This is a genomic window from Jejuibacter sp. L23 (genome assembly GCF_050815825.1).
GTDB lineage: Bacteria > Pseudomonadota > Gammaproteobacteria > Enterobacterales > Enterobacteriaceae > Jejubacter > Jejubacter calystegiae.
In genome coordinates, this window is the sequence record NZ_CP138199.1 from 2,906,439 (window position 1) to 2,922,221 (window position 15,783).

Sequence of the window (15,783 nt, forward strand, 5' to 3'; positions counted from 1 at the left end):
ATTGTAACCTGAACTTCCCTGGCCGTCCCTCCTCCTTTGCAGGGAGTCCCCCCCGGCGAAATGTTTGCAAAATGTTAACAAGCGCCACGGTGTACGGCCATCTGATTGAAAAGACGGGCGGGATCGGGCATAAAACCCGATATCAGAATCCTGCGAGTTCAGGCCTCGGGCCGCTCACTTACGGCTTAGGAGTCAGTTATGATGCATTATCAACCCACCATCGATCTGCTACAAAATCGGATAATCCTGGTGACCGGCGCCAGCGACGGCATTGGTCGTGAAGCCGCATTAACCTACGCCCGCTATGGCGCTACCGTGCTGCTGGTAGGCCGTAATGAAGAAAAACTGCGCGATGTCGCCCGTGAGATTCAGAACCGCGGTCTGGCGCAACCCCAGTGGTTTGTACTGGACTACGACAGCGCCGATGCCGAAACCTGCTATCAGTTCGGCCACCGGCTGGCGGGCCTGGTGCCGCACCTGGACGGCGTACTGCATAACGCCGGGATTCTGGGCGATATCGTGCCAATGACCGAACAAAATCCCGAAGTCTGGGAGCGGGTGATGCAGATTAACGTGAACGTCACCTTTTACCTGACCCAGGCGCTACTGCCGCTGCTGTTGAAATCAAAGGCCGGCTCTCTGGTCTTTACCAGCTCCAGCGTCGGTCGCCAGGGGCGCGCTGGCTGGGGTGCCTACGCGGTTTCTAAATTCGCGACCGAAGGCATGATGCAGGTACTGGCCGAGGAGTATCGCCACCGCAATCTGCGGGTCAACTGCATTAATCCGGGCGGCACCCGCACCAAAATGCGCGCCAGCGCCTTCCCGACGGAAGATCCCAATAAGCTGAAAACGCCGGGCGACCTGATGCCGCTCTATCTGTGGTTGATGGGTGAAGACAGCCGCCGCAAAACCGGCATGAGTTTCGACGCACAGCCTAAACGTAAGCCGGGGATTGCCGAATGAGCGATCAACGCCACCGCGAACGCCAGCAGCGCCTGAAAGAAAAAGTGGATGCCCGGATCGCCGCAGCGCAGCAGGAGCACGGTATTCTGATGATCTTTACCGGCAACGGTAAAGGCAAAACCACCGCCGCATTCGGCACGGCAACCCGGGCCGTGGGACACGGCAAACGGGTGGGCGTGATTCAGTTTATCAAAGGGGAATGGCCCAACGGCGAACGCAATCTGCTGGAGCCCCATGGGGTGGAATTTCAGGTGATGGCCACCGGCTTTACCTGGGAGACGCAAAACCGCGAAAGCGACACCGCCGCCTGCCTTGCGGTCTGGCAACACGCCCAACGCATGCTGGCGGATCCCGAGCTCGATCTGGTGATTCTGGACGAGCTGACCTATATGGTTTCTTACGATTATCTGGCGCTGGACCGCGTACTTGAGGCGCTACAGGCTCGCCCTGCCCATCAGAGCGTTATTATCACCGGCCGCGGCTGTCACCGTGAACTGCTTGAACTGGCGGACACCGTCAGCGAAATCCGCCCGGTGAAGCACGCCTTCGATGCCGGTATTAAAGCCCAGTTGGGTATTGATTACTAAGGTATTAAGAGTGTGGGCCCGGAGCCTCTATGCCTTCCCCCTCACCCCAGCCCTCTCCCCGAGGGGGAGAGGGAGCCGGTTGGCACATTAGCGCGCGCCGCCCCGGCGCTGGCCGGTGTTCACTTTGCTGTGACGCTTCACGGCACGGCGGATCTGGTTGGCTTTCATCCGCCTTCTGTCCTTCTCTACCGCGACTTTGGTCGCAGTTTCCGGCGCCAGCTCCACCAGCTCGCGCAAGTAGTTGGTCTTATCCAGATCCAGTTCGGTCCAGCCGCCGCGCGGCAGACCTTTCGGCAACGCGATATCGCCATAGCGCACGCGGATAAGACGGCTAACCTGAACGCCCACCGCTTCCCACAGGCGACGCACCTCACGGTTGCGCCCTTCGGTCAGGGTCACGTTAAACCACTGGTTCATCCCCTCGCCGCCGCTGTAACGCAGGGTTTTAAAAGCCGCTGGACCATCTTCCAGCTGAACGCCGCGGGTCAGGGAGCGTAACTTAGCTTCGTCCACCTCGCCGAAGACGCGTACCGCGTACTCGCGCTCCACTTCCCGGCTCGGGTGCATCAGGCGGTTCGCCAGCTCGCCGTCGGTGGTAAACAGCAGCAGACCGCAGGTGTTCACATCCAGTCGGCCAACCGCAATCCAGCGCGCGCCGCGCAGCTTCGGCAGGCGGTCGAACACCGTGGGGCGCCCTTCGGGATCGCTGCGGGTACACAGCTCTCCTTCCGGCTTATAGTAAGCCAACACCCGGCAGATCTGGCCGGTACTGGCGTTAAGGGAGATCAAATGGCCGTCGATGCGGATACGCAGACCAGGGGTCAGCTCAACGCGATCCCCCAGAGTGGCAACCTTACCGTCCACGCTAACGCGACCGGCGGCAATCATACCTTCGATTTCGCGGCGTGAGCCATGGCCGGCACGCGCCAGCACCTTCTGTAACTTTTCACTATTGTCGCTCATGGAGCTCCTCGGGTGTCGCCTTCACAGGCGTCTTAACTACCGGTAAAACAGCGCGCTAACGCAAAGGCTAACCCACTATTATTTACGTAACTTTTCACATGGCACGTCATTAGATTTTAGTCCGTCACGGCGCGCCCGCTTATGTGGAGGCGTATGGTACACGAACTTCACGGCGAATGCTTGCCCCGTAACGAAGCCGCTAGTAATCTTCCGGCAACCTCCGATCGACGGAGATCAGCTTACCTTTCTTAACCGTAATATAGCCCCCTTCCCTGAGGTCGGACAGCACCCGATAAACGTAACTACGCGACAGATTGGTGCGTCGGATAATCAAAGTGGCATAAAGGTGAAAAAGCCACTCTGGCTGGCAGTCGGGTACCGCCTGAAATCGAGCGGGTAAAATAAATGTTTCAGGGGAGACTTAAGCCTCCCCTGATGTGTTTAGTAAACCCGCGTCAGCATCAGGAATAGTAAGTCACATTATTATAAGTCACACCGCTAAGCTCATTCTGAATGACGATCTCAGCTTTACTGATGGCTCTGCCGTCCGGCGCTGTATAGCTCACGTCCTGAAACTCCACATTTGCCGGAATGGCATTAGAGGCAATCAGCTCACCACGGGTGTCGTAATAATTAACCTTCTGCCCGGAGTTAAGCCCGTGCAGCATAATGCTGAATGACGATGCTGGCGCATCGAATTCAACGGTCAAACTTCCCGACAAATTCGGATCATACAGGAAGTTGCCCACCCCATTACCCGGATCATAGCCACGCCCCGAACCATTACCGGACCAGGTAACCTTCATTCCCTGGTCCTGATGGACATTGGGTATCGGCGCCTGCACGGCATAGTTGCTGTAATTCAGTAGATGTTTTTGAGGCTCCTTCTGAGACGCACCCGCAGATGCCGCCCCGCCGTATTCGCCTTCCAGAGAGGCAAACCAGGCCACTGTTTCCTGAGTGTGGGTCCCGTCTGAAACCGGGCTGCCTTTTGCCACCAGCTCGTTGATGCGCACGCTAAATCCCTCTGGCGTGACATCGGCTATACGGATACCGGGGGTGTCCGGACCGTTAAAGGTGTTGGTCTGGGCAAAGACGACAACCCGGGAACCGGTGGGAAAAGGATGCTGGAATTTAACCCGGGTAAAGGTTTCTATGCCATTCAGTGCAGAGGCCTGGTCACTATCCAGTTGAACGGTACCAAATTTCATATATCCCATCACTCCTGTGTTACTGGCAACAGTTTCATCGTCCACCGTCTCCAGGCTAATCGACTTTTCCAGTACCTCGCCCAATTTCGCGATATCGTCATCCCAGGTATAACTTTCCCCACCGGTCTCTTCTGCCAGCCTGCGATATTCCGATTTCATCTTTTCGGCATCGCCATCGGCATATTTCTGACCTTCGCCCGGTGCTGACAGATAGCTGGAGACCATAACGTTATTGGCCTTTGCCGCCGCCACGGCCTCTTCCCTGGCGATTCGCTGCCCGCTACCGACCTTTAACCCACCGCCAAACAGGCTTTCGTTCCCCAGAACCATAATCCGCCGGTCGGCGCCGGGGTTCCAGTCAAACCAGTTGCTGATATCATCTACTGAGGGAGCGATATCCTCCTGCTCACCGGCATAAAGCAGCTTGTCTGCCCTGGTTCTGGCTTTCAGCTTATCTTCCGGAGCACCGGCTTTCGTCAGATAATCACGAACCGTTTGCGTAATGCCCAGATCAGGGAAGATCCCTTCAATACCCAGATATTTTTCGCGGATCACACAGCCCTTTTCACGCGCTTGCGCTATCGTTTGCCGAACCTGCGTAACCAACGCCTTTGCCGCTTCTTCCATGCCCGGGCTGGTATCCACCACAAAAACATAATCAACGGGTTTACTGACAATTCGGGTCGTACTCATCGTTTACCCCATATGGTTCAATGTTCAGACAGAGGAATCACATAAGCAGTGATTACCGTTCCGATAAAACATTAGCCAGTATTTCGAAGGTTTCTTTTTTATTTCACTGAATACAATGGCATTCTGCGGAGTAGTATTTTCAATACATTGAAAAAAAAGGGAAATACACTGAAATGAGTTTTTTCTTATTTTAAATCAGACCATAACCTACTGTATTATTTGCATAAATACAATTCCAGCGTGATTATGTGCCTTAATCGATATCCTGAGTGATTCGCAAAACGCGTTAATGTATGCGACCAACATGAGAATCTATTCGGAGCTTCCCCAGGCCCGAAGTCTGACCCGTGCCTGTAACCCCGGCTGCGGCGTGCGATTATTCAGTAACAGACGCCCCTGGTGCAGTTGCGCGATACGACTGACGATGCTCAGTCCCAGCCCGACGCCACCGTAGCGGCTGTCCATACGCACAAAAGCCTGGCTCAGGTTCTCGCGCTGGCTCTCATTGATGCCAGGCCCTTCATCCTCGACGCTCAGTTGCGGCAGCGGTGAGGCGGTGATGCTCAGGGTGATAGTGCTGCCTTGCGGGCTGTAACGGTGGGCGTTTTCCACCAGATTGCGCAGTACCACTCGCAGTAGCGTGGCATCGCCGCGCACCGCCACATCGTCTGCCAGGTTTAGAACCAGACGCTGCTGACGCCGGGACAGCATGGTCTCCAGCTCTTCCCAGAGGGGCGTGACCACGTCACCTGCCAGCATCACCCGCTGGTAATTTCCGGCGGCAAAAGCCTGCCCAACCCGGCTGAGCTGCAGCAGTTGCGCCACCCGTTCTTGCATCTGCTCCAGACGCGCCAGCAGAGGCTCAATGCCGGTTGTTCCCTGTCGCGCCTGCGCTTCCAGCAGACCCTGTATCTCTTCCAGCGGCATCTGCAACGCACTGGCGACATCGCGACTGAACATTCGTTCGTTTTCCAGCATCGCGGAAAGGCGTGACACCAGTTGATTCAGCGCCCCCACCACCGCAGTGACCTCGGTCACCTGCCCCCTGGGCGCCAGCGGCGTCAGATTTTCAGCATCACGGCTTTTTAGCTCATGCTGCAAGCGGTCCAGAGGGCGGGTTATCAGCTTGATGGCCTGATAGCAGAACAGCAGCGTCAGCGTCACCATAATCAACCCCGGGACGATGAGACTGGTCAGCGCCTGGTGGATCTCGCGTCGCAGGTGGTTGTGATAGTGATGGTTGTCCAGCGCACCCTGCACCAGATAGCGGATCTGATCCCGACTTTCGTGCCACAGCCAGAAGGTGCCAGACAGCTGACAAACCACCAGAATGGCGCCGATAACCAGCATCAACCAGCTGCGTAGCGTCAATGGCCGGAGAAGTCGCGGGTTAAGCATTGCGTATCCCGAAGCAAAGAGAAAAGAGAGAGCCGACGCCAGAGCGTCATCAGGCGAACAGGATAGCACAAGCGTACAGCCAAAAAAGAAACGGCCCCGTGAGGGGCCGTGGATGATTAGAAGCTCAGGTTGGCGCTCAGACCGCCAATAAAGGCGTCGTCAACTTTGGTGACGGCGCCCGGGGCCGCAACGTACTGCAGGTTGGGACGCAGTTGCAGCCAGTTGGTGACATGGAAGTTATAGTAGATTTCGTAGTTGTATTCCGAGCCTTCCTGAATCGGCAGATAGGTCGGGCTGTTGTAATCCGCTACGCCATTTTCACGATTCTGAGCGCGCAGCATGCTGGTGTAGTCGGAGTTCACGTGGATACGCGCGGCACCGATACCGATCTCATCCTGAGGACGGGCGTCGAACGGACCTTTCCAGGCCAGAGAGATCGCCTGATAGTTGTCGGTCTTGGCCGTCTTATGGTCGTTCATCACCGCCTGCAGGGTCAGAGTCAGACCGCGGTCGGCGCTGCCGCCCTGGCTGAACAACTGCTGCTGGGCAAGGATATAGCCGCCGTAGGAGTGAGCATCATCATGGTAAGCACCGTTGCGCCAGCTACTGTAGACATCGTCGTTGGTGGACGAGTAGTAGAAACCGATACGGTAGTTACCCGGCAGGTTATCCGGCCCGAAGGTCGGTTTCCAGCCCAGTTCCACCGGCACCAGGTTGCCTTCGGTCGGGTTGAACTCCAGGCGGAAGCCGTCACCGCGATCGTAGTTGTAGGGGTTCTGGTTATAGAAGCCCACCTGCAGGAAGACTTCTGGGGTAAAGTTGAGTTTTACCCGTCCGCCCCACTGGGAGACCGGCCAGTTATACCAGTGGTCGCCGCGCCAGTTTCCGGCCTGACCGCTACCGAAGGCCAGGTTCTGGAATTTACTGTCGAAGTTATCGAAATCTTCACCGACGGTCACGCGACCGGCTTTGATATCCAGCACGTCGTTAAAGAAGCCCTTACGCAGCCAGAACTGAGTCAGACGCCAGGTCTGTCCGCGGCCGTAAACTTCCTGTACCGAGGAGAGCATCCCGGTACGCGGATCGGCAACCTGATCGGAAAGGTTATTACCGTCACGGTTAGTGATGGTCATCTGGAATTCGGTGTCCTGCCAGTCCAGCAGTTTTTCAAGGTCGAGGTTGACCCCGAAGGCCCACTGATCGCTGTAGCGCGCAGTGGTAGAGGAGTTATAACCGCCAGCGAAGTTAGACGCGGCCTCCATGGTGTAATCAACGTTAAATTTAACCCCTTTCTGTTCCAGCGCGGCGCGGTCGCCGCCCCAGTCGCCAAACATCCAGGGTGAGTCATAGCTGAATGGCTCGCCCGCCGCAGAGGCGCCACCAGCAAAGAGCGCCAGGCACAGCGCGCTAAGCGCCAGAGCCCCGTGTTTTTTTGTCACTGCCTTCGATTGTTTCATAAGTCATTATTTTTTTAATGGAAATGGAGCCCGAGTGTAGGGCCGGTTACAGGGTAAGTTTTATAGATTTGTGCTGCAAAAAAAGTAACGAGGGAACTTTTTTGGAGAAATGAGATCGGGTGTGCAAAAAAGGGGGCTGAATCGAGCCCCCGGTACGTTTCTTGTATATTTGTGCTCTGATTACAGGAAGGGTTTCGCGTCTCCCATCCCTTCACGTAGCACCACCGGAGACTCTTCGGTCAGATCCACTACCGTGGTGGGTTTCTGACCCAGGTGACCGCCGTGAATAATCAGATCCACCTGCTTTTCCAGCCGGTCTTTGATCTCTTCGGGATCCGACTCGGTAAACTCGCTGCCCGGCAGCATCAGCGAAGTCGAGAGCATCGGTTCGTTTAATCCCCCCAGCAGCGCCAGCGCAATCGGATTCGAAGGCACCCGCAGACCAATGGTCTTACGCTTTTCCTGCAGCAAACGACGCGGCACCTCTTTGGTCCCCTTAAGGATGAAGGTGTAATTCCCCGGCGTATTGTTTTTGATCAGACGGAATGCCACGTTGTCCACCCAGGCATAGGTCGACAGCTCCGACAGATCGCGGCACATCAGCGTAAAGTTATGGCCTTTTTCCAGTTGACGGATTCGGCAGATGCGCTCCATGGCGTCCTTATTTTCCAGTCGGCAGCCCAGCGCATAGCCGGAGTCGGTGGGATAGACGATAACCCCGCCCTTCTGGACAATCTCCACCGCCTGGTTAATCAACCGCGGCTGTGGATTCTCTGGATGAATATAAAAAAACTGACTCATACTGCCCTCTCTTCTTGTTCGGCGCTTTCCCAGCCTTGCCATACCGGCACGACATTCTCTGGCAGTCGCAGCCTGCGCCCCAACTCAATCCAGGCGCAGGGCTGATGAAAGTCGGAGCCCTGAGACGCCTGGAGTCCAAACTGCCGGGCGTACTGCGCCAGCTGATTGCGTTCGCTGGGCGCCTGCTGGCACTGCGCCACTTCCATGGCATCGCCGCCCCACTGCGCGAACTGCCCCAACAGCCGTTTTAACCACTTTGCGGAGAGCCGGTAACGGCCAGGATGGGCCACCACCGCCACTCCACCCGAATGGTGAATAACATCAATAGCTTGTTCTATTGTACACCACTGAGGGGGAACATAACCGGTTTTCCCCCTGGCCAGATAGTGCTTAAACACGTCGGCAAAGGAGTTAGCCCGCCCACACTCCACCAGGAAACGGGCGAAGTGGCCGCGGGTAATGGCTGCACCGCTGGCATGGCGTTGCGCCCCTTCCCAGGCCCCCGGAATACGTGCCTTTTCCAGCCGCTCGGCAATCAACCGTGCCCGCTCGGTGCGACGCTCTCCCTGCTGCGCAAGAAAGGCCGTCAACGCCGGATGTTCAGGGTCCATATTCAAACCCACAATATGAATTTCATGATTTTCCCAGACCGTGGAGATCTCCACCCCATTCACCAGATGCAGCGCCAGGCCCTGGCGATCAATGGCCTCCCGGGCCGCCGCCAGACCGGACACGCTGTCATGATCGGTAATCGCCAGCACATCCACCTCCTGAGCGACGGCACGTTCCACCAGCTTTTCGGGTGACAGCAGGCCATCGGAGGCGGTGGTGTGACTGTGAAGATCGTAAAGTAATTCGCCCAAACTGGCTCCCGTTCTGGTCGTTATCAAGTGACGGGACATCATAACGGTCAGCGCGTGAAAAATCGCTATTGACATTAGGCTCTCGAACCAGTTAACTAGTACGCAGGTTCACTTGAGAATAAAAAGGTATCTGCCATGACAATCGTAATGCTCCTGAACAACCACTGGTGGCGCAGCTCCTGAATGGGGTCCGTGCTGTTCGTTGCGCCACGCAATGCAGATACCAGGCCCGCCATTAAGCGGGCCTTTTTTTGAACAAATTTCAGGAATATCGAGATGTTAAACGCCAAACCTGCACTGGAACTGATTGCCCGCGAAGCGCCCTATCGTGAAAATCCCGATGCGCTGTTCCAGCAACTTTGTGGCGCCCGTCCGGCCACCCTGCTGCTGGAGTCTGCGGATATTGTGAGCAAGGACTCTCTGAAAAGCATGCTGCTAGTGGACAGCGCCCTGCGTATCAGCGCTCTCGGTCATGTGGTAACCGTGCAGGCGCTCTCCGCTAACGGCGCCGCGCTGCTGCCGCTGCTGGATGCCGCGCTGCCTGCAAGCGTGGGCAATCGCATCTCGCCGCTGTGTCGCGAGCTCACCTTCCCGGATCCGGACAGCACCCTGGACGAGGACAGCCGTCTGCGTTCGCTGTCGGTATTTGATGCTCTGCGACTGATGACCACCCTGGTAGAAGCCCCGGAGCACGAGCGTGAAGCCATGTTCTTCGGCGGCCTGTTTGCCTATGATCTGGTCGCAGGCTTTGAAAATCTGCCGCCGCTGCGCCAGGGCAACCGCTGCCCCGACTACTGCTTCTATCTGGCCGAAACCCTGGTGGTGATCGACCACCAGAAAAAGAGCTGCCGCCTGCAGGCCAGCCTGTTTAGCGACGACAGCCGCGAGCGCGACCGTCTGACGCAGCGCCTGGCGGCGCTGGACAAGCAGATGCAGGTTGCTCCACAACTGCTTCCGGCCCAGTCCGTGCCGCAAATGACCTTAAGCTGCAACCAGACCGACGAAGAGTACGGCGCCGTGGTCAGCCAGATGCAGCAGGCCATTCGCATCGGAGAGATCTTCCAGGTCGTTCCGTCGCGCCGCTTCTCTCTGCCCTGCCCGTCGCCGCTGGCGGCCTATCAGGTGCTGAAGCAGAGCAACCCCAGCCCCTATATGTTCTATATGCAGGATGCCGACTTCACGCTGTTTGGCGCCTCGCCGGAAAGCTCGCTCAAATATGACGCAACCTCGCGCCAGATTGAGATCTACCCCATCGCAGGAACCCGCCATCGCGGACGCCGCGCTGATGGAACGCTGGACCACGACCTGGACAGCCGTATCGAACTGGAAATGCGCACCGACCATAAAGAGCTGTCGGAGCACCTGATGCTGGTGGATCTGGCCCGTAACGACCTGGCGCGTATCTGCACCCCGGGCAGCCGCTATGTGGCGGATCTGACCAAGGTGGATCGTTACTCATTCGTGATGCATCTGGTTTCCAGAGTGGTGGGCGAACTGCGTCAGGATCTGGATGTACTGCACGCCTACCGGGCCTGCATGAATATGGGCACCCTGAGCGGCGCCCCCAAGGTTCGCGCCATGCAGCTTATCGCCGAAGCCGAGGGCGAACGCCGCGGCAGTTATGGCGGCGCCGTCGGTTACTTCACCGCCGATGGCTCCCTCGACACCTGCATCGTTATCCGCTCCGCCTGGGTTGAAGACGGCATTGCTACCGTTCAGGCCGGTGCCGGTGTGGTTCTGGACTCGGTTCCCCAGTCGGAAGCAGACGAAACCCGTAACAAAGCCCGCGCGGTACTGCGCGCCATTGCCACGGCTCACCATTCACAGGAGATCTTCTGATGGCCGATATTCTGCTGCTCGACAATATTGACTCCTTCACCTGGAACCTGGTGGATCAGCTGCGTGCCAATGGCCATCAGGTGGTGATTTATCGCAACCAGGTTCCGGCGCACACCATTCTGGAGCGTCTGGCCCAGATGGAAAATCCGGTGCTGATGCTCTCTCCGGGCCCCGGAGCGCCTGCCCAGGCAGGCTGTATGCCGGAGCTGCTTAATACCCTGCGCGGTCGTCTGCCGATTATCGGCATCTGCCTGGGCCACCAGGCCATCGTGGAAGCTTACGGCGGTCACGTGGGCCAGGCCGGTGAAATCCTGCACGGCAAAGCTTCCGCCATTACTCACGATGGTGAAGCCATGTTTGCCGGTCTGCCTAACCCGCTGCCAGTGGCGCGCTACCACTCGCTGGTGGGCAGCCAGGTTCCGGCCACGCTAACGGTCAACGCCACCTTTAATGACATGGTAATGGCGGTACGCCACGACGCCGACCGGGTATGTGGTTTCCAGTTCCATCCGGAATCCATTCTGACCACCCTGGGCGCCAGACTTCTTGAGCAGACCCTGGCATGGGCGCTCAGCGACCCACAAAAAAATGCGGTCACTAACGAGGGGGAAGCGTGATGCAACCGATTCTGGAGAAACTGTTTCAGTCCCGGATACTGAGCCGGGACGAAAGCCATCGTCTGTTTTCCGCCATCGTGCGCGGCGAGCTGGAACAAACTCAATTGGCAGCGGCGTTGATCAGTATGAAAGTACGCGGTGAAGATCCCGTTGAGATCGCCGGGGCCGCTTCCGCCCTTCTGGAAGATGCCCAGCCGTTCCCTCGCCCGGACTACCGCTTTGCCGATATCGTCGGTACCGGCGGCGACGGCAGTAACAGCATTAATATTTCCACCGCCAGCGCTTTTGTGGCCGCGGCTGCAGGAATGAAGGTCGCCAAACACGGCAATCGTAGCGTCTCCAGCCGTTCCGGCTCTTCCGATCTGCTGGCCGCCTTTGGCATCCGGCTGGATATGAGCGCCGAAGCCTCGCGCCAGGCGCTGGACGAACTGGGCGTCTGCTTCCTGTTCGCTCCCCAGTACCATACCGGCTTTCGCCACGCCATGCCGGTGCGTCAACAGCTGAAAACCCGCACCCTGTTTAACGTGCTGGGACCTCTGATTAACCCCGCCCATCCGCCGCTGGCGTTGATTGGCGTTTACAGCCCGGAGCTGGTACTGCCAATCGCCGAAACCCTTAAGGTCCTGGGCTATCAGCGAGCAGCCGTGGTTCACAGCGGCGGCATGGACGAAGTCTCCCTGCATGCCGACACCCAGGTAGCGGAGCTGAAAGACGGCAAGATCGACAGTTATCAACTGAGCGCCGCAGATTTTGGCCTGAAAGGCTACGCGAAACAGGCGCTTGCCGGTGGAACGCCTGAAGAAAACCGTGACATTCTGACTCGCCTGTTACAAGGTAAGGGAGAAGAGGCTCACGCATGCGCAGTGGCGGCCAATGTCGCCATGCTGATGCGTCTCCACGGCCAGGAAAATCTCCGGGAAAATGCCAGCCATGCGCTGGAAGTGATTCACAGCGGCGCGGCATGGTCACGCGTGGCCGCACTGGCAGCAAGAGGGTAACCGAGAGTATGAAGGACACTGTTTTAGCGCGTATCGTCGCGGATAAGGCCATTTGGGTCGAAGCCCGTAAGGCGCAGCAACCACTGGCGTCATTCCAGAATGAGACCGTCCCGAGTGTGCGCAACTTCTATGATGCACTACGGGGATCGCGCACCGCGTTTATTCTGGAGTGCAAAAAGGCTTCGCCTTCGAAGGGTCTGATCCGTGAGGATTTCGATCCGGTGCGCATTGCCGGTATCTATCGCCACTATGCTTCCGCCATTTCGGTCCTGACGGACGAAAAATATTTCCAGGGCAGCTTCGACTTCCTGCCGCTGGTGAGCCAGACCGTGACTCAGCCGGTACTGTGCAAAGATTTTATTATCGACCCTTATCAGATCTGGCTGGCCCGCCACTACCAGGCCGACGCCTGCCTGCTGATGCTGTCGGTACTGGACGATGGGCAGTACCAGCAGTTGGCCGCCGTAGCCCACAGCCTGAATATGGGCGTTCTGACCGAGGTCAGTAACGAAGAGGAGCTGGAGCGCGCCATTCACCTGAAGGCGAAAGTGGTTGGCATTAATAACCGCGACCTGCGCGATCTCTCGATCGATCTGGACCGTACCCGTCAACTGGCGCCGCGTCTGGGACACGACGTAACGGTGATTAGCGAATCTGGTATTAACCGCTATGCCCAGATTCGCGAACTGAGCCGTTATGCCAACGGCTTTCTTATCGGCTCCGCGCTGATGGGCGAGGAAAACCTTGAGTCCGCAGTACGTCGGGTACTGCTGGGTGAAAATAAGGTCTGCGGCCTGACCCGCCCGCAGGATGCGCTGGCCGCCTGTGAGGCCGGTGCCGTTTACGGTGGATTGATCTTCGTCCCTTCCTCGCCGCGTGTGGTGAGCGAGCAGCAGGCCAGAGCCGTAATGGCGGGCGCTCCGCTACGCTACGTCGGGGTATTTCGCGACGTACCCACGGGCGAGGTAGCCGCCACCGCGCAACGCCTTGGTCTGTATGCGGTTCAGCTACACGGTCATGAGGATCAGGCGTATATCGACGCCCTGCGCCAGGCGCTCCCGAAAGAGGTCGCTATCTGGAAGGCCGTGAGCGTAGGCAGAACCCTGCCGCCCCGGGATCTGAAGCAGGTGGATAAATGGCTGCTCGATAACGGCAACGGCGGAAGCGGCCAGCGCTTCGACTGGTCGCTACTGGCAGGCCAGCCGCTGAGCGGCGTGATGCTGGCCGGTGGCCTGAGCGCCGACAACTGCGTGGATGCCGCTCAGGCAGGCTGCGACGGTCTGGATTTTAACTCCGGCGTGGAAAGCGCCCCGGGAATCAAAGATGCCAACAAGCTGACGGCGGTCTTTCAGACTTTGCGGGCTTATTAAGGAAGAAAATCATGACAACGCTATTAAACCCTTATTTTGGTGAGTTCGGCGGTATGTATGTGCCGCAAATCCTGATGCCCGCCCTGCGTCAGCTGGAAGAAGCCTTCGTCAGCGCTCGTCAGGATCCCGAGTTTCAGGCCCAGTTCACCGACCTGCTGAAAAACTATGCCGGTCGCCCGACGGCGTTAACCAAATGCCGCAACCTGACCTCCGGTACCCGTACCACCCTCTACCTGAAGCGTGAAGATCTGCTGCACGGCGGCGCCCACAAAACTAACCAGGTTCTGGGTCAGGCGCTACTGGCGAAGCGGATGGGCAAGACTGAGATCATCGCCGAAACCGGTGCGGGTCAGCATGGCGTGGCTTCAGCGCTGGCCAGTGCCCTGCTGGGCCTGAAGTGCCGTGTTTATATGGGCGCTAAGGACGTAGAGCGTCAGTCGCCCAACGTTTTCCGTATGCGGCTGATGGGGGCCGAGGTCATTCCGGTGCACAGCGGTTCCGCCACCCTGAAAGACGCCTGTAACGAGGCGCTGCGCGACTGGTCCGGCAACTATGAAAACGCCCACTATATGCTGGGCACCGCGGCGGGTCCGCACCCTTTCCCGACCATCGTGCGTGAATTTCAGCGGATGATCGGCGAAGAGACCAAAGCGCAGCTTCAGGAACAGGAAGGACGCCTGCCGGACGCGGTTATCGCCTGCGTTGGCGGTGGCTCCAATGCCATCGGTATGTTCGCCGACTTTATTGATGATGAGAGCGTACAGCTTATTGGCGTTGAGCCTGGTGGTCACGGTATTGAAACCGGCGAGCACGGCGCCCCTCTGAAGCACGGACGGGTCGGCATCTATTTCGGCATGAAGGCGCCGATGATGCAGACTGCAGACGGTCAGATTGAGGAGTCTTACTCCATTTCTGCCGGACTCGATTTCCCCTCGGTGGGTCCGCAGCATGCGTACCTTAACAGCACCGGCCGGGCGGATTATGTCTCCATTACCGACGACGAAGCGCTGGATGCTTTCCAGATCCTGTGTCGTCAGGAGGGGATACTGCCAGCGCTGGAGTCTTCCCACGCTCTGGCTCACGCGCTGAAAATCATGCGCGAAGATCCAGAAAAAGAGCAGTTGCTGGTGGTTAACCTTTCCGGCCGCGGCGATAAAGATATTTTCACGGTTCACGACATTCTGAAAGCACGGGGGGAGATCTGATGGAACGCTACGAGCAGCTTTTTAAACAGCTGGATGCCCGAAAGGAAGGCGCCTTTGTTCCCTTCGTAACCCTGGGCGATCCTTCCCCGGAACAGTCGCTGAAAATCATCGACGCGCTAATTGAAGGCGGCGCCGATGCCCTGGAGCTGGGGATTCCGTTCTCGGATCCTTTGGCGGACGGCCCGACCATTCAGAATGCGACTCTGCGCGCTTTCGCAGCGGGTACGACGCCGGATCAATGCTTCGAAATGCTGGCGGCGATTCGCCACAAATACCCTGACATCCCTATTGGCCTGCTGATGTATGCCAATCTGGTGTGGAACCCGGGCATCGACGCCTTCTATGCGCGCTGTGCCGAAGTGGGAGTCGATTCCGTTCTGGTAGCCGATGTGCCCATTGAAGAGTCCGCGCCGTTCCGTGAAGCGGCAATGCGTTACGAAGTGGCGCCGATCTTTATCTGCCCGCCCAATGCCAATGATGAACTGCTGCGCCAGCTGGCGTCGTTCGGGCGCGGCTATACCTATCTGCTGTCGCGCGCCGGGGTGACTGGTGCCGAGAATCGCGCCAGCGTGCCGTTGACGCACCTGGTGAACAAGCTGAAGGAGTATCACGCCGCACCGCCGTTACAGGGTTTCGGGATTTCCGAACCTTCCCAGGTGAAGGATGCGCTCGATGCCGGCGCAGCCGGGGCCATTTCCGGCTCCGCGGTGGTGAAAATTATCGAGCGCAACCTGGAGCAGCCGCAGCAGATGCTGAGTGAGCTGACCCACTTTGCCCGCGAAATGAAAGCGGCCACCCAGGGCCGCTAATCCCGAAGG

Annotated in this window: 12 protein-coding genes, 2 pseudogenes and 1 other annotated feature; of the genes and pseudogenes, 7 read left to right on the forward strand and 7 right to left on the reverse strand. The window is 57.9% G+C overall.

The features are described 5' to 3' along the window. The first annotated feature begins 201 nt into the window (after positions 1-201). Positions 202-963: a YciK family oxidoreductase gene (locus SCU88_RS13465; RefSeq protein WP_175340667.1), complete on the forward strand. Its 762-nt coding sequence runs from the start codon at positions 202-204 to the stop codon at positions 961-963. Next, positions 960-1,550 carry a cob(I)yrinic acid a,c-diamide adenosyltransferase gene (gene cobO, locus SCU88_RS13470; protein WP_175340610.1) on the forward strand — a complete coding sequence of 197 codons (591 nt, stop codon included), beginning with the start codon at positions 960-962 and terminating at the stop codon, positions 1,548-1,550. Before SCU88_RS13465 ends, cobO begins: the two co-directional genes overlap by 4 nt. A gap of 87 nt (positions 1,551-1,637) precedes the next feature. Here cobO and rluB read toward each other — a convergent pair whose 3' ends face one another. The 7 genes and pseudogenes from rluB to rnm all read right to left on the reverse strand — a co-directional run bounded on the left by rluB (position 1,638) and on the right by rnm (position 8,975). Then, the gene (gene rluB / locus SCU88_RS13475) at positions 1,638-2,513 is read right to left on the reverse strand and encodes a 23S rRNA pseudouridine(2605) synthase RluB (protein ID WP_138097740.1); all 876 of its coding nucleotides are present in this window, start codon (positions 2,511-2,513) and stop codon (positions 1,638-1,640) included. 199 nt (positions 2,514-2,712) lie between these two features. Then, a pseudogene (locus SCU88_RS13480) lies at positions 2,713-2,853 on the reverse strand (helix-turn-helix domain-containing protein); the annotation flags it as partial. Positions 2,854-2,974: 121 nt separating this feature from the next. Continuing rightward, positions 2,975-4,417 carry a hypothetical protein gene (locus SCU88_RS13485; RefSeq protein WP_431810011.1) on the reverse strand — a complete coding sequence of 481 codons (1,443 nt, stop codon included), beginning with the start codon at positions 4,415-4,417 and terminating at the stop codon, positions 2,975-2,977. Between the two features lie 312 nt (positions 4,418-4,729). After that, positions 4,730-5,815 carry a two-component system sensor histidine kinase PmrB gene (gene pmrB / locus SCU88_RS13490; protein WP_175340611.1) on the reverse strand — a complete coding sequence of 362 codons (1,086 nt, stop codon included), beginning with the start codon at positions 5,813-5,815 and terminating at the stop codon, positions 4,730-4,732. Between the two features lie 116 nt (positions 5,816-5,931). Continuing rightward, a complete protein-coding gene (locus tag SCU88_RS13495; protein ID WP_138097742.1) occupies positions 5,932-7,272 on the reverse strand; it encodes a carbohydrate porin in 1,341 nt (446 codons plus the stop codon). A 180-nt stretch (positions 7,273-7,452) separates the two neighbouring features. After that, the gene (locus SCU88_RS13500; RefSeq protein ID WP_138097743.1) at positions 7,453-8,073 is read right to left on the reverse strand and encodes an L-threonylcarbamoyladenylate synthase; all 621 of its coding nucleotides are present in this window, start codon (positions 8,071-8,073) and stop codon (positions 7,453-7,455) included. Then, positions 8,070-8,975, reverse strand: coding sequence for an RNase RNM (gene rnm, locus SCU88_RS13505; protein WP_175340668.1), 906 nt, complete (start codon positions 8,973-8,975; stop codon positions 8,070-8,072). The genes SCU88_RS13500 and rnm overlap by 4 nt, the downstream gene beginning before the upstream one ends. 120 nt (positions 8,976-9,095) lie before the next feature. Further along, positions 9,096-9,189, forward strand: a sequence feature (Trp leader region). Positions 9,190-9,212: 23 nt separating this feature from the next. On the opposite strand from rnm, the gene SCU88_RS13510 reads away from it, so the two are divergent. The 5 genes and pseudogenes from SCU88_RS13510 to trpA all read left to right on the forward strand — a co-directional run bounded on the left by SCU88_RS13510 (position 9,213) and on the right by trpA (position 15,774). Further along, a complete protein-coding gene (locus SCU88_RS13510; RefSeq protein ID WP_138097744.1) occupies positions 9,213-10,775 on the forward strand; it encodes an anthranilate synthase component 1 in 1,563 nt (520 codons plus the stop codon). Further along, positions 10,775-12,390 (forward strand): annotated as a pseudogene (gene trpD, locus SCU88_RS13515) (bifunctional anthranilate synthase glutamate amidotransferase component TrpG/anthranilate phosphoribosyltransferase TrpD). The gene SCU88_RS13510 and the pseudogene trpD overlap by 1 nt, the downstream one beginning before the upstream one ends. A gap of 8 nt (positions 12,391-12,398) precedes the next feature. Beyond that, positions 12,399-13,760: a bifunctional indole-3-glycerol-phosphate synthase TrpC/phosphoribosylanthranilate isomerase TrpF gene (gene trpCF, locus SCU88_RS13520; RefSeq protein WP_175340612.1), complete on the forward strand. Its 1,362-nt coding sequence runs from the start codon at positions 12,399-12,401 to the stop codon at positions 13,758-13,760. Positions 13,761-13,771: 11 nt separating this feature from the next. Further along, the gene (gene trpB / locus SCU88_RS13525) at positions 13,772-14,965 is read left to right on the forward strand and encodes a tryptophan synthase subunit beta (RefSeq protein ID WP_175340613.1); all 1,194 of its coding nucleotides are present in this window, start codon (positions 13,772-13,774) and stop codon (positions 14,963-14,965) included. Further along, positions 14,965-15,774, forward strand: a complete 810-nt coding sequence (gene trpA, locus SCU88_RS13530; protein WP_175340614.1) for a tryptophan synthase subunit alpha — start codon at positions 14,965-14,967, stop codon at positions 15,772-15,774. Before trpB ends, trpA begins: the two co-directional genes overlap by 1 nt. The last annotated feature ends 9 nt before the right edge of the window (positions 15,775-15,783 follow it).